Below are 22,327 nucleotides of genomic sequence, written 5' to 3'. Positions count from 1 at the left end.
AGTGACTACGTACCTCAGCTCTTAAGTTTACGAGTGTTAGTATACTTTGTTTATTTTCATTTTGCAACAACAGTTTTTTCGATTTTCTGTCATATTTTCCTCTTTACTTTTCCCTAAAAAAAATAAACCATTCACAAATGCAGTAATCCCAATGGTTTTTGGTATGTCCACTTTTTGAAAATATACTCATATAATTTTTTCCCTTTTCAGAAAAAAATAAAAAAGAAGGCAAATATTTACTTGCCCTCCCTTTATTTCACTTAAATGTGTTGAACATTTTCTTGTTTCGCTAATTCATTAACAACTAACGTTACAAGATCTACAACACGACGAGAGTAGCCCCACTCGTTATCATACCAAGCAAGCACTTTCACTTTACGATCACCCATTACCATTGTAGATAAACCATCAATAATAGCTGAGTGTGTATTTGTATTAAAGTCGATAGACACTAAAGGCTCTTCGCTGAATTCTACAATTCCTTTTAATGCACCGTTTGCAACAGTTTTGAACGCTTCATTAATATCTTCAACTGTCACATCACGTTTTACGTCTACTACTAGGTCAACTAGAGACACGTTTGGTGTTGGTACACGAAGTGCCATACCATGAAGTTTTCCGTTTAAGTGTGGAAGAACTTTTGCTAGCGCTTTCGCAGCACCCGTCGTTGTCGGAATGATAGACTGTCCGCAAGCACGTGCTCTTCTTAAATCTTTATGTGGATTATCAATATTTTTTTGGTCATTTGTATAAGCATGAACAGTTGTCATTAAACCGTTTTCAATTCCGAACTGCTCATCTAACACCTTTACAACAGGCGCTAAACAGTTTGTTGTACAAGATGCATTTGAAATAACAGTATGTTTTGTAATATCTAATTGGTCATCGTTCACACCAACTACAATTGTTACATCTTCATTTTTACCAGGCGCTGTTAAAATAACTTTTTTCGCTCCAGCCTCAACATGAAGAATTGCTTTTTCTTTCGAATTAAATTTACCAGTTGCTTCAATTACAACTTCAACACCTAGATCTTTCCAAGGCAATTCCTTTGGATCGCGGTTGTTTAAAAGGCGAATCATTTTCCCATCAACTAGTAGGTGATCTTCAAATGCTTCTACTGTTCCGTCAAACTTGCCATGAACTGTATCATATTTAATTAAATGTGCTAACGTTTCGGATGGATAGCTTGCATTGATTGCTACAATTTCGAATGCGCTTTCTTTTATTGCTTGACGAAATACCATTCTCCCAATACGTCCAAATCCATTAATTGCCACACGAGTCATAATATGTTATCCCCCTTGAATGCGTTATACTATTTATCTCCAATCCCAATAATAGTATAGCACAAAAAGGAGATATGTCACTAAGCATTTTCATTAATTTCACAATTTTTTAATCAATAATGTTCCATTCTTTCAAAATAGCAGCTAATTGTGTTTTCGTTTCAACAATTGTGCCATCATTATAAATTACTTCATCCGCCATCTTTACCTTTTCTTCTAGTGGCATTTGAGATTGAATACGTGCCGTTGCTTCTTTTTCTGAAAAATCATTCCGTTTCATTAAACGTTCTAATTGCGTATTCGGCGTAACCGCTACAACTAATACTCGATCAACGAGATTTGTTAATTTACTTTCAAACAAAAGAGGGATATCTAACACAACCGCTTGCATACCTTCTTTTATGTACATCTCCTTTTGTTCATTCATTTCTTCACGCACCGCAGGATGAACAATTTTGTTTAACTGCAATCGTTTTTCTTCATTATAAAAAACAACACTTCCAAGCTTCGGTCGATCAAGTTCTCCATCTTTTTGTAACACTTCCGTTCCAAAAACTTCTACAATTTTGTTATATGCTGGTTTTCCACGTTCTACAACTTCTCGCGCAATAATATCGGCATCAATGACTGGTATATGTATTTCTCGAAACATTTGTGATACTGTACTTTTCCCACTCGCAATGCCTCCTGTTAATCCAACTACAACTGTCATAATAATCCTCCTCATAATAATAGGCGCGAAACTAATGTTCCACGCCCATACTTACATTTTCCAAATTCCAATAATAATGAGTAAAACCCCAGGCAGGAATGTAAATTTTTGTAACCATTTCATATTCGATAAAACCGTACCGAGCTTCATTCCAATAAATAAAAATAAAGAACTCATAACCGCAACTATCGTCGCCATCATCACAGGTGCATACCCTAATAAAGATGCACCAATTCCAGCACCAAACGAATCCACAGAAAGAGCAATACCGAGAAGTAGCGCTTCTCCTGCAGAGATGATTCCTGATTTATCAAAATCCGCAACAGTCGGTTTTCGCAAAATTTGAACGACTAGCCCTAGCGAAGCAATTTCTAACTTCCAAACTTTCTCTTCTTGCTTCGGTTCTTCTTTTTTATCGCCCCGAAAAAACTGATATAACACCCAAATACCTATTCCAATAAGAACAAGCCCACCGATACGCGTTGCGATAACAGGTGAAAATATTTTCGCGATCATATGTCCAATTCCCATGGAAACGAGCATTACAGCTGCTGAACAGATCCCGATAATTATAATGGATCTTAGCGGAATTCTTACGCTTCTTAACCCATATGTCAGCCCTACACTACAGCTATCTAAGCTTAATGTAAAAGCTAATAAAATAAGAGATAAATAAAGGTACATCGGTAAGCTCCTCCCTTATACATAGCTCTGCTGTATGTATATGACAAATGCCTATCCGATGTTATCTCTTTTCTATATTCTAGGCTGGCAAATTGGGCAGTAATGCGTTCCTCTTCCACCAACCACTGTTTTTTCTAATATCGTACCACAAGTTACACACGGTTCTCCTTTTTTCCCATATACATTTAGAAGCTCTTGGAACGAACCGATTTGACCTTGTGAATTAATATAAGTTCTAATTGTACTTCCCCCGCGTTTAACAGCTTCACCTAGTGTTGTCACAGTCGCCTCGTAAATTCTTTCGATTTCCTCTTCTGTTAAAGACGATGCTTCTCGTTCTGGATGGATGCGCGAACGGAATAAAACTTCATCTACATATATATTTCCAAGCCCTACTAAAAGACGCTGGTCTAATAATACAACTTTTATTTTACGATTTGTCTTTTGTAGTCTTTCCCTTAAGTACTGCGGTGTCAATTCAGCATCAAATGGTTCTGGCCCTAAATCTGCAAGAGGCATTTGAGCAAATTCTTCACCTTTCTTAAAGAGATGCATCGTACCAAACTTCCTCACATCTTTATAATGTAATTCAGTTCCATCTGTAAATAAGAAACGCACGTGTGTATGTTTATCGATTGGCTCATCCTCTTGATGAAGTAAAAACTTACCTTCCATACGCAAATGTGAAACAATTACATAGTTCGTTACATATAGAAGTAAAAACTTACCTCTTCGTTTTATATTTCCAATCGTCTCGCCTCTCAGCATTTCTTTAAAGATTTCTACATCGTCCGGTCGTTTCACTATTTTTGGATAAGTGACAATTACATCTTCAATTACTTTTCCCGTTACAAGATTTTCAAGTGTCCGTCTAACGTTTTCAACCTCTGGTAATTCAGGCATTTTATCCCTTCCTTATTTCGCGTCGTACCAAGTTGGGCCGTAAGAATAATCAACTTTTAATGGAACTGCCAATTCAATTGCATGCTCCATTACTTCCGGTACAAGCTTCTCTAATTTTTCCACTTCTTCTTTTGGTGCTTCAAAGATCAATTCATCGTGCACTTGCAGAAGAAGACGCGCTTCTAATCCTTCTTCTTCTAAGCGATCCGCCATAATAATCATAGCCTTTTTAATAATATCCGCCGCACTACCTTGAATCGGTGTATTCATTGCAGTACGCTCTGCAAAGCTACGCAAATTAAAATTACGACTCGTAATTTCTGGAATGTAACGACGACGATTTAATAACGTTGAAACATATCCTTTTTGCTTCGCGTCTTTTACAATGTCATCCATATATTCTTTCACACCTGGGAAACTTTCAAAATACTTCTCAATAAATTCTCCTGCCGCTTTTCGAGTAATCCCCAAGTTTTGTGAAAGTCCGTAATCACTAATACCGTACACAATACCAAAGTTTACAGCTTTTGCTTGTCGTCTCATATTAGATGTCACTTCATCTTTTCCAACGCCGAATACATCCATAGCTGTTTTCGTATGAATATCCATATCATGTTGGAACGCTTCAACTAACCCTTCATCTTTTGCAATGTGAGCAAGCACGCGCAATTCGATTTGCGAATAATCAGCCGCGTACATAATCCATCCTTCTTCTGAAGGAATAAATGCCTGACGAATCTTTCTTCCCTCTTCTAAGCGAATTGGGATATTTTGCAAGTTAGGTTCTGTTGAACTTAGTCGCCCCGTTTGCGTTAACACTTGGTTAAAGCGAGTATGAATTTTAGACGAATCGTCATGTACAACTTTTAATAACCCTTCAATATATGTTGAGTTTAGTTTCCCTAATTGACGATAGTGTAAAATTTTCGGAATGATTGCATGATGATCCATAAGCTTGTCTAGTACATCAGCTGACGTAGAATAACCTGTTTTCGTTTTTTTAATAACTGGTAAGTTTAAGGTCTCAAATAGAACGACGCCAAGCTGCTTCGGTGAATTAATATTAAATTCTGTCCCCGCTAGCTCATAAATTTCCTGTTCCATTTCCTTTAATCTACCTGCAAGCTCTTCTCCCATATTACGAAGACGCTCCGTATCAACTGTAACACCTTTCACTTCCATGTCAGCTAATACACGCGCAAGCGGTAATTCTAACTCTGTAAATAGTTCATATTGCTCATTCTTTTCTAACTCTTCTACGAATGTTTGCTTCACATCGTATAATACATGCACTTTACGAGCTACATGCTCAGCTACTACCTCTTGTTCTGGAACAGCACGCTTCGCACCTTTTCCGTAAACTTCTTCATCAGACTTTACCGCATGTGTTTCTTTCATTTTTGCTACAGCACGAAAATCTTTATCGGTATCAGCTGGGTCAAGTAAATAAGCGGCAATTAATAAATCAAAGTCAATCCCTTGAATATCTACACCATTCCACTTGAGAGCAACGATAGCACGCTTCGTATCAAATGTATGTTTCCTCATTTCTCCATTCGCAAGCCACTCTTTGAAAGCATCTGATTTAAGAGCGACGTCTGTCGGAATAAAGTAACAACCATTTTCATTTTGAATACCAAAACCTTGAATGTCCGCTTTATGATAGTTATCTTCTTGTACCTCTACAATAAGCGCACTATCTTGCTGAAGCATTTCTTCCGTAACTTCTTCCACAATATCAAATGTAATATCATCTAATTCAGCTGGCGCTGTTTCTTCTGGCGTAACACCTAACTTATTTAAAAGAGATGTAAATCCTAAATTCTCGAACATCGGAATAACATCGCTTGCTTCGTATCCTTTATATTCCATATCATCTACATGCACAGTAATTGGTGCATCCGTAATAATAGTCGCCAAATCTTTACTCATAAGAGCTTGTTCTTTATTTGCTTCTAACTTTTCTTTTAATTTCTTGCCACTTACTTGATCTAAGTTTTCATATACAGCTTCTACTGTTTCAAATTGTGTTAACAATTTAATTGCAGTTTTTTCACCAACACCTGGTACGCCAGGAATGTTATCTGATTGGTCTCCCATTAAACCTTTCATGTCAATAATTTGTTTTGGTGACAAGCTATATTTCTCAAATAAAGCTTCTTTCGTATATTCATCTACTTCCGTAATCCCTTTGCGAGGAATACATACGAGTGTATTATCTGAAACAAGTTGAAGTAAATCTTTATCTCCTGAAATAACTTTAACATGAAACCCTTGCTCACTTGCTTCTTTCGCTAACGTCCCCATAATGTCATCCGCTTCATAATTTTCTAACTCATAACGCGGAACATTAAATGCATCAAGTAGTTCACGAATAAACGGGAATTGCTCTGATAATTCAGGCGGAGTCTTTTGACGCCCTCCCTTATAATCACTATATGTTTTATGACGGAATGTTGTTTTTCCCGCATCAAACGCTACAAGCATATGCGTCGGTTTTTCTTCCTCTAATATTCTCATTAACATCATCGTAAAACCATAAATTGCGTTCGTATGTATACCCTTGTCGTTATTTAAAAGCGGTAGTGCAAAGAAAGCACGATACGCGATATTATTACCATCTACTAATACGACTTTTTTTTCCAAACTGCAAACCTCCCCATACAAATTTAAAACGATTTTTCCACAGAAAAAAACCGTTCCTTTCCTCTCTCTATATTAACATGACTAATAGAGAGAAGAAAAATAACGGTTTTTTCTATTATATATAAACAGACTTATATTGGCATAAAGGGAAGTGACGAGAATAGCGTAACTATTCTCGTCCAAAATTACTCCTTGGATGAAGGGGTTTTCATATATTATATTAACAGAACTTTATTAATATTTAATTAAGCAATTGTTAATATATTGTAAACATCCTTCGCCCTATTTTACAGTTGCCGATTTTGGTAAAACAACTGTAAATGTTGTTCCTTCCCCAACTTCACTATCCACTGTAATCGTACCTTGATGTGCTTCCACTAAATGTTTAACAATGGACAAGCCAAGACCTGTTCCACCTGTATTTCTACTTCTCGCTTTATCTACTCGATAAAAACGTTCAAAAATACGAGGGATTTCTTCTTTACTAATACCAATTCCAGTATCCGATACTTTTATATAAGCATTATATTTATCTTCTGCTAATTCAACAGAAACCACGCCTCCAGCTGGCGTATATACGATTGCATTATTAATTAAATTAATAAAGATTTGTTTTAAGCGGCTAGGATCTCCAATAACAGAAACTCGTTTCAATACATTCACTTGTAAAGAGATTTCTTTTTCTCCCGCTTTATTATCAAGCACCATGTGAATGTCCTCAAGAAGCCCCTTCATATCAACCGTACCCATATTCAACTTAAATCCTTGTTGCTCGATCTTTGACAAATCTAATAAATCCTCAATTAATCCTTGCATGCGTTCACTTTCTTTTAGAATAATATGTAAGAAATGTTCACAAAATCTTTTGTTATCCATCGCTCCATCCAAGAGCGTTTCTGAAAAACCTTTAATAGAGGTAATCGGTGTCTTCAATTCATGAGAAACATTCGCTAAAAAGTCTTTTCTCATTTGTTCTAATTTCTTTAGCTCAGTTATGTCATGGAATACGAGAACAATTCCCTTCCATTCATGGTTCGTTCCAATAATTGGCGCTCCATATACTTCGAAATGCTTTCGCTCAATGCCAAGCGGCAATAACATTTGTTTACGCACTTTCACTTCCGTCATAAAAATTTCTTCCACAAGTTCAATAATTTCCGTATGGTGAAACGATTCATAATATAAACGATTTAAATATTCTTCATCAGTTACGTGGAAAGTTTCCTTATAAGAACGGTTTACAAGGTTTATATATCCACGGCTATCAATTAAAATCATTCCGCTTCCCATATTTTCAATTAATGTGTGCAAACGATCTTGTTGCATTTCTTGTTCGAGTGTCATCTCTTGTAAATTACGAGCTAAAATATTAATCGCTTTACTCAGCATTCCAGTTTCATCTGAACGACTTTCATATGCACGCGCTTTATAATTCCCCTTCGCTAATTCAATCGCAACTTTCGTAACCGATTCAATCGGCCTAATATATTGCCCTGTAATTTTCATACCAAGGAATACAACTACGAGACAAGCGATGACAAATCCGATAATTAATAATCCCCACGTTTTTTGGTGAATGTCCCTCAAAGGTTCAATCGTACTTTTCACCAAAATATATCCTTGTTTCCCTGCTACATCCTGAACGAACACCGCATGATAAAATGCATTCTTTTGATCCGTTTCTTTCGTAATGACTTTATTTCTTTGGTTTGCTGTTTCGGAAGAAAGTTCTTTAATCACCTCTTGACTAAATGCAGATTGTTGCCCACCGCTATATTGAACCTTCCTTTTTTCATCAACAAATAGAATAGAAGCTGGTATTTGTTCTTCTAACTTTTCAAATACATACGGCTTTTTTAAAACAGCATCAAACCCTTGCTCTTCTGCTAATAACGCAACATACTGCGTCTCTTTTACCATTCTCTCTTTAACATGATCTATATAGTAATTTTCAAATACAGTTTCTAATAACACACCTAGTCCAACTAGAATAAAAACAATGAGAGAAACAAATGTAAAAAGAAGCCTGGAGCGAAATTTATTCATCCCCTTTTGGCTCCTCTAATTTATAACCTAAACCACGTATCGTTTTAATGTACGTCGGTTTTTTCGTATTTTTTTCAATTTTATCGCGCAAATGGCTAATATGGACATCAACAATCCTTGTATCACCGGCAAAATCATAATTCCATACAGCACTTAATAATTGATCACGAGTTAATACACGACTTTTATTTTTCGCAAGATAAACAAGCAGCTCAAATTCTTTCGGCGTTAACTCCAGCTTTCTCCCTTGGAAGTACGCTTCATAAAACTCAGGTAAAATTTTCAGTTCTGCAATCATGATGCTATCTTCATCTGGCGCTTCTGAAACTTGTTCTTCCTGTTGTAATTTCGTACGACGCAAAATCGCCTTCACACGCGCAACAACTTCCCTTGGACTAAATGGCTTCGTCATATAATCATCAGCCCCAAGTTCAAGACCTAGCACCTTATCAAATTCATCATCTTTTGCTGTTAGCATTAGAATCGGCGTCATAACACGCTGCAATCGTAATTCTTTACACACTTCCATACCATCCATTTTCGGAAGCATTAAATCTAATATAATTAAATCTGGGCGTTCTGTAGTCGCTTTTTGAAGCGCCATTTCTCCATCCATCGCTGTTATAACTTCAAACCCAGCTTGTTGTAAATTAAATTCAATTAAAGTTAAGATAAACTCCTCATCATCAACTACTAAAATACGATTGTTCATTCTCTTCCTCCAAGTTATAGACTTGAAACCTTCTTCATCCTAGTATTTTCCCCGTTATTCTCATCATACTAGAAAACAGGTTCCCCCTCAATAAAATTGTCTATTCATGGATCCCGGTTATAATAAAATCGTTCTGAAAAATCGAAATACTTACAATTTCACTTTAGTGATCCAGTTGTTGTCCAAACCTTATAAATCATCCTATCTTTTTTATAACTCACTTCTGTACAAACTATAAAATCTTGATTTTGCGCTAGGAAAAACGAAAGAGCATATGCTATTTTATAATCTGGTGTTTCATATCCATCAAATACTCTCCCATACATTTCATTCGCGATCGAATCTGCCCATACTGCAGCTTCTCTCATCGTTTCAAAGATCGTGTCTTCACTTTTCCATCTCATTCCTCTAAAAACCACCCCTTCATTTGACTTCCATTATTTAATAATGCAATAATTAAATACAAAAATTACTATATATAAATTTAAAATAAATGAGGTTTTATTATGCGACTCGTACTACCTATTTTATCTTTAGTGGTAACATGTATTCTTACTTTTAACATCTCAAACTGGGATACAATTAAAACTAACTGCTCAGATTTCGCCCAAGGATTCGTAGATGGATTCTTCAACTAAAAATAGCGCTAGCATCTCTTTAATACAGGGATGCTAGCGCTATTCATATTTTCATGTTTTAAAAATTATCTAATGCTTTTTCCATAATAGAGACAGATTTAAAAGGTGGTGTTACTGTTAATGAACCTTTTACAACTTTCTCTTCTTGTTCATCATAAGCTGATACAAGCATATCAATTGTATGTTCCTCCTCAGAAACAGCCACAACTTCAAAGTGGATTTGTAACGTTTCATAATGGTGAACAGGCTTCACGAACGTAAGGTCCTTCCTAATAATATGACTACCTGGACCTGGCAAATATTTCGTAACCGCCGTTGTAATCATCCCTGTTAGCATAATGCTTGGTACAATCGGCTTTTCATACGGAGTTTGGGATGCGTAATCATGCTGAATATATAATGGATTGGCATCATTCGTTAACCCTAAATACAATAACAAATCTTTATCCTCAATTTTTTCAGTGATAGCTAGTTTCTCTCCTACTGTAATTTCATCCATTCTACGACCAATTTGAACTTTTTTCTTTAACATGTTACAACCCCCTCCGATTTTTTCACCTTATTATCCTACTAAAAGCGATACCTTATCCGAAAATTACTATGATGAGGGCAATGTATAGTATAAGTCTATGGTTTCATTATAGGATCCTACAAATGATAGCGTTTTCATATTATTTTAAAAAAACAATTCAGTAAATAGTAGAAAAAGATTCGGGGCCCCGAATCTTTTTCCGCCTATATTTAATTATTAAACAAGAACTTTCATAACGTTACGTACAGATTCTACAGAGCGATCTAACGCTTCTCTTTCATCTTCAAGAAGTTCTAATTCAATAATTTTTTCAATTCCGTTACCACCTAGAATTACTGGTACCCCTAAGTAAAGGTCACTATAACCATATTCACCTTCAAGGTACGCAATAGCTGGTAATACACGGCGTTGATCTTTCAAGATTGCTTCTGTCATTTCAACTAAAGATGCTGCTGGCGCATAATATGCACTACCGTTTCCTAATAAGCCTACAATCTCACCGCCACCTTTACGTGTACGTTCTACGATTGCTTCTAAACGCTCTTTCGGAATCAATGTTTCTAACGGTATACCACCTGCATATGAGTAGCGCACAAGAGGTACCATATCATCACCATGTCCCCCAAGAACAAATCCTGTAATATCTTTAACAGATAGATTTAATTCTTGCGCAATGAATGTACGGAAACGAGCTGTATCTAATACACCTGATTGACCAATAACACGCTCTTTCGGGAACCCAGCCTCTTTAAATACAGAATATGTCATTGCATCAACTGGATTTGTTAACACAACAATAATCGCATTTGGTGAATGTTTTGCAATGTCGCGCGTAATACTTTTCATAATTTTAGAGTTTGTTGCTACTAAGTCATCACGGCCCATACCAGGCTTACGCGCAATACCTGCTGTAATAACGACAACGTCAGAATCAGCAGTATCTTCGTAATCAGATGTACCAATAATGTTAGCATCAAAACCTTGTACTGGGCTCGCTTCTAACATATCTAACGCTTTCCCTTTTGTTGGATTTTCCAGCTGTGGAATGTCCACTAATACAACATCTGCAAGTTCTTTTTGTGCTAATAAGAATGCTGTTGTTGCTCCTGTAAATCCTGCACCGATGACTGAAACCTTTTTGCGTTTGATTGTCATAATTTACCCCCCGCTTTAATTATGCGTTTTTGATTATCGCTACATCCATGTTTTTAATAAGTTCATTAGCAAACTCAGAACATTTCACTTCTGTTGCACCTTCCATTAAGCGTGCGAAATCATATGTTACTACTTTTGATGCAATTGTTTTCTCAACTGAAGCAGTTACTAATTTCGCAGCTTCGTTCCATCCTAAGTGCTCTAATAATAATACACCAGAAAGAAGAACAGAAGATGGATTTACTTTATCTAAACCTGCATATTTCGGAGCTGTACCATGTGTAGCTTCAAAAATAGCATGTCCAGTAACATAGTTAATATTTGCACCAGGTGCAATACCAATGCCACCTACTTGTGCAGCAAGTGCATCAGAGATATAGTCTCCGTTTAAGTTCATTGTTGCAACAACATCGAACTCACGAGGACGAGTTAAAATTTGTTGTAAGAAGATATCTGCAATAGAATCTTTTACGATGATTTTTCCAGCAGATTCTGCTTCAGCCATCGCTTTATTCGCTGCATCCTTACCATCTTTCTCAACAATACGGTCATATTCAGCCCAAGTAAATACTTTATCGCCAAATTCTTGTTCCGCTACTTCATAACCCCAGTTTTTGAAAGCACCTTCTGTAAATTTCATAATGTTTCCTTTATGAACTAATGTAACAGAAGAGCGTTTTTCGTTAATTGCATATTGAATTGCAGCACGAACAAGACGCTTTGTCCCTTCTTCTGAAATAGGCTTAATACCAATCCCTGAAGTTTCTGGGAAGCGAATTTTATTAACGCCCATTGCTTCTTTTAAGAAAGCAAGAACTTTTTCTGCTTCTGGAGATCCTTGTGCATATTCAATCCCAGCATAAATGTCTTCTGTATTTTCACGGAAAATAACCATATCAGTATCTTCCGGACGTTTTACAGGTGAAGGAACACCTTCAAAGTAACGAACTGGACGTAGACATACATATAAATCTAATTCTTGACGAAGTGCTACGTTTAGAGAACGAATACCACCACCAACCGGAGTTGTAAGTGGACCTTTAATCGCGATTAAATACTCACGAATTTCATTTAATGTCTCTTCTGGTAACCACTCGCCTGTTTGGTTGAATGCTTTTTCCCCTGCAAGCACTTCTTTCCAAACGATCTTCTTCTCACCATCATAAGCTTTTTCAACTGCTGCTTCTAGTACGCGAGATGCAGCTGCCCAAATATCAGGACCAATTCCATCTCCTTCGATAAATGGAATAATCGGATTGTTTGGTACATTCATAACACCATTAGTTACAGTAATTTTTTCACCTGTTGTCAATGTGATAACCCCCATGTTTGAAATTTCATATGTATGAAACTGAGGGAGTAACCCCTCAGTTCAAACCGTTAGTCAAATTAAAATATTCTAATCATTACATCTTCCCAAAAAAGTCAGACTTTTGAAAGCGTATTTTCACTATCAAAATAGTGTTTTTCGCTTATCGTTGTGCTAGTGGAACATACACTTGGTGTGTCGGTCCATTATAATCAGCACGCGGACGGATTAAACGGTTATTTTCATATTGTTCTAGAATATGAGCTAACCAGCCTGACATACGGCTAATTGCAAAGATAGGTGTAAATAAATCATGGTCAATTCCTAAACAATGGTATACAGAAGCTGAATAGAAATCAACATTTGGTGGAAGACCTTTTTCTTTTGTTACAATGTCTTCAATTTTGATAGACATATTATACCATTTCTCTTCTCCTAAAAGCACGCATAATCTCTTAGACATTTCACGTAAATGTTTCGCGCGTGGATCACCATGCTCATACACACGATGGCCAAATCCCATAATTTTCACTTTATTTTGAAGAGCATTATGAATATATGATTCTACATTTTCTTCTTCACCAATTTCAGTTAACATCTTCATTACATTTTCATTTGCCCCGCCGTGAAGAGGACCTTTTAACGCACCGATCGCTGCTGTAATACCAGAATATACATCCGACAGCGTAGCAACACAAACACGTGCAGTAAATGTAGAAGCGTTTAACTCATGATCTGCATGGAGTACAAGTGCTTTGTCAAAAGCCTCAATTTCAACTTCATTTGGCTCACGATTATTTAACATGTACAAGAAGTTTGCAGCTAATGATAAATCTTTTCTTGGCTCAACAACATCTAAACCTTTGCGAATTCTTGCATAAGCCGCAACTAAAGTCCCCACTTGCGCCTGTAATTTAACCGCTTTCAAATAATTGGACTTTTCATCCATTATTTCAGCGCTCTCATCATATAATGATAGCATGGAAATTGCAGTTCGTAAAACAGACATCGGGTGCGCAATATTTAAATCTACTTGTTTTAAATATGTTAAAATCTCACCTGGAACTTTATAGTATTGAGACACAGTTTCACTAAATTCCGCTAGTTCTTTTTCGTTAGGAAGCTTGCGGTGCCATAATAAGTACACTACTTCTTCAAATGTAGCATTCTCAGCTAAATCATCAATATTATACCCAACATAAGTTAATGTATCATCAATAATAGAGCTCACAGATGATGTTGTTGCTACTACCCCTTCTAAACCTCGAATAACAGTCATGACATTCTCTCCTTTTCCTGAAAATTCTCCCAATCTTGCTCCTTATATCTATTTGCTCCCCTTATAAATTATGAACGCTCGTTCACTCTTTAGGCAAGCAAAATGCACGATCATGCAAATTTATTGCGATGTTCCCCTCTTATTGTCCATTGCTTACATGGAAAGCATGAGCGTGAATGTCTCCCCGAATCCTCACGCTCAGAACAACAAGTTAGTGAGGAAAATTAATTCCGAAGAGTTTTATGATAAAAACAACATAAAACAATATCATTATAAAATTGTTTTATGTTGTTTTTATTTTATCTGGTGTAAAGTCTTTGCTGTTATGTAACTTTTCAAAGTTTCTAATCCTATTATAAACAATTATCTGACTTTTGTGAACAGAAAGAATTCAAAAATTTTATATTACTATAAAATTCCTCATTTAAACATTTGCATAATACTCATAACTGCATAGGCAATTCCAGCCCCAATTAATGGACCTACAGCGACCCCATTAAATAAAGCGACAGCTATAATTGTCCCAAAAACAAGTGCAGTTGTAATATGAGGGTCAGTCGTTAATAATTGCACTCCACCTTTCGCCAACAAAGCAACTGCTATCCCTGAAGCTAAGGCAATCCATGCATAATATGATTTCGCCGCTTCTCCAAGTTGTTTAAAGCCTATCTCACCCGTCGCAATTGGTACAAGCACCGCAATTGTAATAACCGTCACACCGAGGTTAATTCCTTTCGTTTGTAAATAAGGAAAAACTTTTTCTCCTAAAAACGTCCACTTCAATAAAAACAACACACCAACAGCTACAGTAAGCGATTGGTTTTTAGCAATTAGTCCTATAATAAGTAGTATGAATAAAAATAACGTTGACTGACTAATCATGATTGCACTTCCTTTCTGAAAATAATGAACTTGTTTCCAAACAAAAATACCTTTAAACCTATCGTTATACATGCTATATCGATGCGCATTTATCAATTATAATAAAGCAACAAATTAATTTTCATATGCGTTTCAAGATTACAAACAAGACTTTAACCAGAAAAAAACTAAAGCATGTATACACCGGCTGTCTCTCCTTTCTTTTCTAATAAGAAACAGGTAAAATAAAAAGGAGAGAAAATGAAGTTTTTACCATATCACCAGCAAGCTTTTACAGTCATTATTCCACTGCAAAAGCAGGCTAAATCCATCATTCCACTATAACATAAAGTGAAACTTTGATCAGTGAATCTCACTAGTTATAAGTTGAACGAATTAGGATAATCCAAATTGGAATGGGAGGTATACATCTTTGAACCGAAACTTGCTATATACGATATTACGACTCATATTTGTCATTGTAGCAACGGTAGTTGGGTTCTATGCCTTACTTTACATGTCAGGCCTTATTTACCCTTTTATTATCGCTTTTGCATTCGCTTATTTGATTAATCCTGTCGTCAATTTCCTTAATCAAAAACTACAATTTCCTCGTGCGTTATCGGTACTCGTTAGCTTAATTCTCGTGTTCGGAGCTATCGTCGGACTTGTTACATACCTTGTAACTGAAGCAATATCTGCCACAACATACTTACTACAAATTGTTACAGTGAAGTTTCCAGATATCGTTGCATTCGCCCAAGAATTTGCACTTAATCATATTATGCCTCTCTATGATGATTTAATCTCTAAATTTAATCATCTCGGAGAACCACAGCGATACACTATTACACAAAATATTCAAAACTTAGGTACCGAAGCAACGACACAAATGAAAGAACTTTTAACCGCCATCATAAGTGGATTAACAAATTTCATTAGTGCATTACCAACAACTTTAACTGTCCTTGTATTCATCTTATTAGCCACTTTCTTCATTAGTTACGATTGGCATCGTCTTGCTCATAAAGCAAGAAAACTCCTACCCAATCGTGTACATGGATACGGAAAAACTATTTTTGTCGATTTAAGAAAAGCTTTGTTCGGTTTTGTTAAAGCACAACTTACACTCGTATCTATGACAACTATCATTGTACTAATCGGTCTTTTAATCTTACGCGTGCCATACGCAATTACTATCGCGATTATTACAGGAGTTGTGGATTTACTCCCGTATTTAGGAACAGGAGCTGTCTTCGTTCCTTGGGTTATATACGTATTTTTCACAGGCGACACTGCATTCGCCATCGGTCTTCTCATCCTATACATCGTCGTGATTGTCCAAAGACAAATCATGGAGCCGAAAGTACTTTCATCTAATATTGGACTTGATCCATTAGCGACACTCATCGCTTTATTTGTCGGCTTTAAGCTCTTTGGTTTTTTAGGATTAATCATCGGTCCAGTCACATTAGTACTACTTAATACATTACACAAAGCTCATGTATTCCATGACTTATGGAAATTCATTAAAGGCTCACCATCAAAATAATATTTTCTAATTCATACACAATAAAAAAATTAACTGTAATCAGTGGGAATTTCCCACTGATTATTCACTGTACTTTTTTGTACTAACTACATCCGAAAGAGAATTTCCTAAAAAAGGATAATTCTCTTATTTTTTGCATAAAAAACGCATGTTTTAGGTTGAAATTACATTTTTATTCTATTTATCCTATAATTATTACTTACATTTATTACTTTTTATGTAAATGAATAAATATACAAAATGAGGTAGGGGACCCTTTTAATCAGTAGTTTTCCTCCCCTCACCTATCTTCTTTACACTAATCAAACCTCGACAGAGGAAAGAACATTCCCTAAAGTAAACATTTAATTTACAAGAACCACTCTCTATCCCTATTGATTATCAGCTGACAACAATCTAACTTTCACAAAAAACTCGTATTCCAACTGAAGTCTAAGCAGCCATAATTAACAAACAAAAAAATAAAGCGTGGATCATTATGATCCACGCTTTATTTTTGAACAATAATAGTAGTTCTCTTTCTAAATTTCCAATCAATCCACTTCATAACAAGCGGTTTTAATAAAGCCCTCGTCGCAGGAACAACAAAGATAAAACCAAGTATATCCGTTACGTATCCCGGTAACACCAAAAGAATACCTCCTACGAATATAAAAATACCATCTAGAACCGCATCACCCGGCATTTCTCCTCTATTTAACCTAAATTGAATCTCTCTAAGCACTTTAAACCCTTGTCGTTTCGCCAAATATACACCTACAATACCCGTAAATACAATCATAGCGAACGTAGACCATAAACCTATTACATGACTCGACACAATTAATACCGTAATCTCAATCGCCGGTATTAAAATAAGCAAGCATAGTAACCACTTCATAACTCCACACTCCTTCATATTTCATTCAAAAGGCTCAAATATCGCCTCTCCCTCATCACATCTATCATGGCTTTATAAGCCTCTCACAACGCTCATATAAGCTCTACAAAAGATAAATAATCTTCGGCCATTAAACATTATAACAAACGTTTTCCAAAGCGATTTCAGGTATTTAAAGCTATCTCTACCCTTTTTTGTGTAAAAAAAAGAGAAGGACTCCGCTCCTTCTCTCCGTATTACTTCTTATAGCACTTCCGCATGTCCATTATAAACAATTCCGCGTGCTGCATCAACTGTTACTTCTTGGCCATTTTTTAAAGTTGTTGTTACGCCGTTTACACCAACGATAACAGGAATACCGATTGATACACCTACAACAGCTGCATGGCTTGTTAAGCCACCTTCTTCAACTACTAGAGCAGCAGCTTTTTCAATTGCAGGAATCATATCTTTATCAGTGCTTGTAGTAACAAGGATATCACCTTTGTTTACGTTCGCTACAGCTTCAGCAGCTGTTTTCGCTACAACTACTTTACCTTTTGCAGCTTTACGACCGATACCTTGCCCTTTAGCAACTTCTTCACCAACAACGTGGATTTTCATTAAGTTTGTTGTACCAGTTTCAGCAACTGGAACACCAGCAGTGATTACTACAGTATCTCCAAGTCCAATTAGACCTGCATCCATACCTGTTTGAATTGCAGTATCTAACATTTCGTCAGTAGAAGCTGCACGTTTTCCAGCCATAAACGCTTGAACACCCCAAACAAGTGCAAGACGACGTCCTACTTGCTCGTCAGATGTTACAGCTACGATTGGAGATTTCGGACGGTATTTAGAGATCATTTTCGCAGTATATCCACTTTCTGTTGGAGCTACGATTGCAGCTACATCAAGAGCAAGTGCTGTGTGCGCAACAGATTGGCTAATTGCATCTGTAATTGTTGGAGTGAACTCTTTAATACGTTTTTTGAACATATCTTCATATTGTAATGATTTTTCAACACGTACTGCAATGTTAGCCATCATTGTTACAGCTTCTACAGGGTATTGACCCGCAGCAGTTTCACCTGAAAGCATGATTGCATCTGTACCATCGAAGATTGCGTTTGCTACGTCACTTGCTTCCGCACGAGTTGGACGTGGGTTACGTTGCATAGAATCTAACATTTGCGTTGCAGTAATAACTGGTTTGCCTAATACGTTACATTTTTTGATTAGACGTTTTTGCACTAATGGTACTTCTTCTGGTGGAATTTCTACACCCATATCACCACGAGCTACCATTAAACCGTCAGAAACTTCTAAGATTGAATCGATATTGTCGATACCTTCTTGGTTTTCGATTTTTGGTACGATTTGGATATACTGAGCGTTATGCTCTTCTAATAATTCACGGATTTCTAATACGTCAGATGCTTTACGTACGAAAGATGCTGCGATGAAATCAACTTTTTGTTCGATACCGAAAACGATATCTTTAACGTCTTTTTCAGTGATACCAGGAAGCTTAATGCTTACGTTTGGTACGTTAACACCTTTTTTATTTTTTACAGTTCCGCTGTTTAATACTTTTGTACGGATGTTTCCGTCAGCTTTCTCGATTACTTCTAGTTCGATAAGACCGTCATCGATTAGAATGCGAGAACCTGGGTCTACATCATCATAAAGACCAGCATAAGATACAGAGAACTTCTCTGCAGTTCCTAATACTTGTTCAGTAGAAAGAACTACTTCTGCACCTGTTACAAGCTCAGCTTGTCCGTCTACGAAGTCGTGAGTACGGATTTCTGGACCTTTTGTATCAAGTAAAATACCAACTGTTTTACCAGTTTTCTTTGAAGCTTCACGAATGTTTTTAATACGAGCTCCGTGCTCTTCATGGCTACCGTGAGAGAAGTTTAAACGAGCAACGTTCATACCCGCTTCGATTAATTGTTCTAATTTCTCAATACTTTCACTAGCAGGACCTATAGTACATACAATTTTAGTTTTACGCATATTGCACCTCCGAAAATTATGAAACCGTTCCCAAATATCTGACATTAAGCCGATTAGATGGATAATTCTTTAGATAATTGATACATATCTTTATCGATTGTATGCTTTTGAGCTAACGCTTCGATAATGTCATGATCAACAAGTTGGTTATTTTGAATACCTACACAACGTCCGCCTTTACCAGCAATTAATAATTCAACTGCTCTTGCGCCAAGACGACTAGCTAATACACGGTCTTGTGCACTTGGTGATCCACCACGTTGTACGTGACCTAATACAGTTACACGAGTATCAAAGTTTGTTGCTTCTTCAATGTGCTTACCGATGTCAATTGCACTTCCAACACCTTCAGCTACAACGATAATACTGTGCTTTTTACCACGTTCACTACCGCGTTTCAGACGAGCGATAACATCATCCATGTCATACTTTTCTTCTGGGATTAAGATAGTTTCTGCACCATCAGCTAAACCAGCCCATAATGCGATATCTCCAGCGTGACGTCCCATTACTTCAATAACATATGTACGTTCATGAGATGTAGCTGTATCACGGATTTTATCAATTGCATCAATAACAGTATTTAAAGCTGTATCGAAACCAATTGTGAAGTCTGTTCCAGGAATATCATTGTCGATTGTACCTGGTACACCTACACATGGGAATCCTTGCTCAGTTAATTTTTTTGCGCCTTGGTAAGAACCATCTCCACCAATAACAACAAGTCCTTCAATACCATGTTTCTTTAATTGCTCGATTCCTTTAAGTCGTACTTCTGGGTCTTTAAACTCAGGACATCTTGCTGTATATAATTTTGTACCACCACGGTGGATAATATCGCCAACAGAACCAAGTTCTAATTTTTCAATATGACCAGAAATTAAACCAGCGTATCCATGGTAAATACCATATACTTCAATATCATGGAAAATCGCTTTACGAACAACTGCACGAATGGCAGCATTCATACCAGGTGAATCTCCACCACTTGTTAATACACCAATACGTTTCATTTGTACTCACCTCATAAAGATTATTTGCCTTATAATAAAATAACACGAAAAAATATAAAAACACAATGGAGAAGATGTGTCTTTTCATAATAAAAACGTGCATTCGCGAAGAGGAACGCACGCTTTTCTTATTTTATCCAAATGGAAGCGTTTGAAAACGAAACTTGCCCAATTTTCATATATTTTTCATAACGTTTTTCGATTAATTCATCTTTCGAAATTCCGCTTAATTGTTCAAAAGTTTTTCTAAGCATTAAATCTATATTTTCTGATTGTTTCAAAACATTACGATGCGCCCCGCCTCGAGCTTCTGGAATTATTTCGTCAATTACACCTAATTCTTTCAAATCTAATGCTGTAATTCTCATCGCTTCTGCAGCCTCTTTCGCTTTTCCAGCGTCTTTCCAAAGAATTGCTGCCGCACCCTCTGGTGTAATAACAGAATAAGTGGAATTTTCTAGCATATGAATGTAATCTCCTACTCCAAGACCTAGCGCACCACCACTACCACCTTCACCGATAACAATACAAATAACAGGTACAGTTAAACCGGCCATTTCAAATAAATTACGGGCAATAGCTTCACTTTGACCACGCTCTTCAGCTGCTTTACCAGGATAAGCTCCCTTCGTATCAATGAAACAAATAATTGGACGATTGAACTTTTCCGCTTGTTTCATTAAACGCAGTGCTTTTCGATATCCTTCTGGATGAGGCATCCCAAAATTACGACGAATATTTTCTTTCGTATCTTTTCCGCGTTGATGCCCAATTACAGTTACAGGCATTCCCTTATATTTCGCAATGCCGCCGACAATCGCTGCATCATCGCCAAATAGGCGATCTCCATGACATTCAAAAAAATCAGTAAATAAGTGCTCAATATAATCAAGCGTTGTCGGTCGTTCTGCATGACGAGCAATTTGAACACGGTCCCATACTTTCATATTGCCGTATATATCTTCCTCTAAATGTTCTAGCTTGTCTTCCAAAATACGAATCTCCTCACTGAAGTCCATCTGGCTGTTTTTCGTATAGTCTTTCAGTTCGCGAATCTTATTTCTTAGCTCAACAACTGGTTTCTCAAATTCTAGCTCTGCCATACAGCCATTTCCCCTCCTTGATGAACTTCTAAAATCTTACGGAGTGATTCTCTCATATCATCACGATGCACCACCGCATCTAATTGACCGTGCTCTAGTAAAAACTCTGCCGTTTGGAAATCTTCCGGCAGTTTCTCACGCACTGTTTGTTCAATTACACGTCTACCAGCAAATCCGATAAGTGCACCTGGTTCTGCAAGATTATAATCACCAAGTGAAGCGAAACTCGCTGAAACCCCGCCTGTCGTCGGGTGAGTCATAACAGAAATAAATAACCCTCCTGCATTACTATGCTTTTTCAAAGCTACGCTTGTTTTCGCCATTTGCATTAAACTTAATATCCCTTCTTGCATACGGGCACCACCCGACGCAGTAAAGATAATAAATGGAACTTGTAAGTCGTATGCCTTTTCAACTGCACGGGCAATTTTTTCTCCTACAACAGAGCCCATGCTGCCCATTCGAAAACGAGAATCCATTACTGCAACAACAACAAGCATGTCATCAATTGTTCCTTCACCAGTTACAACCGCTTCATTCAATTCAGTCTTCTTACGATCGTTTTCTAGTTTCTCTTCATATCCTGGAAACTCAAGTGGATTTAATGAAACCATCTCTTTGTCATACTCACGAAATGAACCTTCGTCCAATATACTGTCAAGACGTTCCCATGCATTCATTGGATGATGATATCCACAATTTACGCATACTTTTAAATTCTTAAGAAGCTCTTTCGTATACATGATTTTTTTACATTTCGGACATTTTGTCATAACGCCATCTGGTACATCTTTTCGTACTTGTTCTGAAGGTATTGCAGCGTACTTTTTCTTTTTCACGAATAAATCTCTTAGCACAATTTGACCCCCTTCATTGAGAGCTAAGGTTAGCGTAAGAAGAAAATGGGGCTAACACCAAAGTTTGATGTTAGCCTTATCTTCTCAATCTGTCTAATAACCTCTCTCTTTACGTTTAACTTTAACCGCTATGCGGTAGAATGTTTGTCATAACG

The 22,327-nt window shown here is 36.8% G+C and carries 19 protein-coding genes; 1 reads left to right on the top strand and 18 read right to left on the bottom strand.

Translation table 11 applies throughout. The features are described from left to right. Positions 1-260: 260 nt before the first annotated feature. The 13 genes from BAU28_RS09955 to BAU28_RS09890 all read right to left on the bottom strand — a co-directional run bounded on the left by BAU28_RS09955 (position 261) and on the right by BAU28_RS09890 (position 14,787). Complete coding sequence (locus tag BAU28_RS09955; RefSeq protein WP_002173705.1) at positions 261-1,289, bottom strand: glyceraldehyde-3-phosphate dehydrogenase; 1,029 nt, start codon at positions 1,287-1,289, stop codon at positions 261-263. A 109-nt stretch (positions 1,290-1,398) separates the two neighbouring features. Further along, positions 1,399-2,001: a dephospho-CoA kinase gene (coaE, locus tag BAU28_RS09950; protein WP_048372889.1), complete on the bottom strand. Its 603-nt coding sequence runs from the start codon at positions 1,999-2,001 to the stop codon at positions 1,399-1,401. Positions 2,002-2,052: 51 nt separating this feature from the next. Further along, positions 2,053-2,685, bottom strand: coding sequence for a sporulation membrane protein YtaF (ytaF, locus tag BAU28_RS09945; protein WP_071718477.1), 633 nt, complete (start codon positions 2,683-2,685; stop codon positions 2,053-2,055). A 72-nt stretch (positions 2,686-2,757) separates the two neighbouring features. Beyond that, positions 2,758-3,588 carry a DNA-formamidopyrimidine glycosylase gene (gene mutM / locus BAU28_RS09940; RefSeq protein WP_025147563.1) on the bottom strand — a complete coding sequence of 277 codons (831 nt, stop codon included), beginning with the start codon at positions 3,586-3,588 and terminating at the stop codon, positions 2,758-2,760. Between the two features lie 12 nt (positions 3,589-3,600). Beyond that, positions 3,601-6,234: a DNA polymerase I gene (polA, locus tag BAU28_RS09935; protein ID WP_071718476.1), complete on the bottom strand. Its 2,634-nt coding sequence runs from the start codon at positions 6,232-6,234 to the stop codon at positions 3,601-3,603. A gap of 282 nt (positions 6,235-6,516) precedes the next feature. Then, positions 6,517-8,280: a sensory box histidine kinase PhoR gene (phoR, locus tag BAU28_RS09930; protein ID WP_071718475.1), complete on the bottom strand. Its 1,764-nt coding sequence runs from the start codon at positions 8,278-8,280 to the stop codon at positions 6,517-6,519. Continuing rightward, entirely contained in the window at positions 8,273-8,992 is a 720-nt protein-coding gene (gene phoP, locus BAU28_RS09925) for a two-component system response regulator PhoP (protein ID WP_071718474.1), read from the bottom strand. Before phoP ends, phoR begins: the two co-directional genes overlap by 8 nt. Before the next feature lie 158 nt (positions 8,993-9,150). Further along, a complete protein-coding gene (locus BAU28_RS09920; RefSeq protein WP_071718473.1) occupies positions 9,151-9,396 on the bottom strand; it encodes a hypothetical protein in 246 nt (81 codons plus the stop codon). 292 nt (positions 9,397-9,688) lie between these two features. Continuing rightward, on the bottom strand, positions 9,689-10,162 hold the full coding sequence (locus BAU28_RS09915) for a MaoC family dehydratase (RefSeq protein ID WP_071718472.1): 474 nt from the start codon (positions 10,160-10,162) through the stop codon (positions 9,689-9,691). Positions 10,163-10,378: 216 nt separating this feature from the next. After that, the gene (gene mdh / locus BAU28_RS09910; RefSeq protein WP_071718471.1) at positions 10,379-11,317 is read right to left on the bottom strand and encodes a malate dehydrogenase; all 939 of its coding nucleotides are present in this window, start codon (positions 11,315-11,317) and stop codon (positions 10,379-10,381) included. A 19-nt stretch (positions 11,318-11,336) separates the two neighbouring features. Next, positions 11,337-12,629 carry an NADP-dependent isocitrate dehydrogenase gene (gene icd, locus BAU28_RS09905; protein WP_002173716.1) on the bottom strand — a complete coding sequence of 431 codons (1,293 nt, stop codon included), beginning with the start codon at positions 12,627-12,629 and terminating at the stop codon, positions 11,337-11,339. A gap of 160 nt (positions 12,630-12,789) precedes the next feature. Continuing rightward, positions 12,790-13,938 carry a citrate synthase gene (citZ, locus tag BAU28_RS09900; protein ID WP_116500351.1) on the bottom strand — a complete coding sequence of 383 codons (1,149 nt, stop codon included), beginning with the start codon at positions 13,936-13,938 and terminating at the stop codon, positions 12,790-12,792. 387 nt (positions 13,939-14,325) lie between these two features. After that, the gene (locus tag BAU28_RS09890; protein WP_071718469.1) at positions 14,326-14,787 is read right to left on the bottom strand and encodes a DUF441 domain-containing protein; all 462 of its coding nucleotides are present in this window, start codon (positions 14,785-14,787) and stop codon (positions 14,326-14,328) included. A 412-nt stretch (positions 14,788-15,199) separates the two neighbouring features. On the opposite strand from BAU28_RS09890, the gene ytvI reads away from it, so the two are divergent. Next, a complete protein-coding gene (ytvI, locus tag BAU28_RS09885) occupies positions 15,200-16,318 on the top strand; it encodes a sporulation integral membrane protein YtvI (protein ID WP_071718468.1) in 1,119 nt (372 codons plus the stop codon). 490 nt (positions 16,319-16,808) lie between these two features. On the opposite strand, the gene BAU28_RS09880 is transcribed toward ytvI, so the two are convergent. From BAU28_RS09880 to accD, 5 genes are all read right to left on the bottom strand, one after another. Next, positions 16,809-17,198, bottom strand: coding sequence for an FxsA family protein (locus BAU28_RS09880; RefSeq protein ID WP_071718467.1), 390 nt, complete (start codon positions 17,196-17,198; stop codon positions 16,809-16,811). 243 nt (positions 17,199-17,441) lie between these two features. Further along, positions 17,442-19,199 (bottom strand): pyruvate kinase, encoded by a 1,758-nt coding sequence (gene pyk / locus BAU28_RS09875; protein ID WP_002173721.1) that lies wholly within the window; start codon positions 19,197-19,199, stop codon positions 17,442-17,444. Positions 19,200-19,252: 53 nt separating this feature from the next. Beyond that, the gene (gene pfkA, locus BAU28_RS09870) at positions 19,253-20,212 is read right to left on the bottom strand and encodes a 6-phosphofructokinase (protein ID WP_071718466.1); all 960 of its coding nucleotides are present in this window, start codon (positions 20,210-20,212) and stop codon (positions 19,253-19,255) included. A 128-nt stretch (positions 20,213-20,340) separates the two neighbouring features. Further along, positions 20,341-21,315, bottom strand: coding sequence for an acetyl-CoA carboxylase carboxyl transferase subunit alpha (gene accA / locus BAU28_RS09865; protein ID WP_048372219.1), 975 nt, complete (start codon positions 21,313-21,315; stop codon positions 20,341-20,343). Then, positions 21,303-22,172, bottom strand: coding sequence for an acetyl-CoA carboxylase, carboxyltransferase subunit beta (gene accD, locus BAU28_RS09860; protein ID WP_002173724.1), 870 nt, complete (start codon positions 22,170-22,172; stop codon positions 21,303-21,305). Before accD ends, accA begins: the two co-directional genes overlap by 13 nt. Positions 22,173-22,327 lie beyond the last annotated feature (155 nt).

This window comes from Bacillus paramycoides (assembly GCF_001884235.1).
Taxonomy (GTDB): Bacteria; Bacillota; Bacilli; order Bacillales; family Bacillaceae_G; genus Bacillus_A; species Bacillus_A paramycoides.
This window is presented reverse-complemented; position numbering and strand designations above follow the sequence as displayed.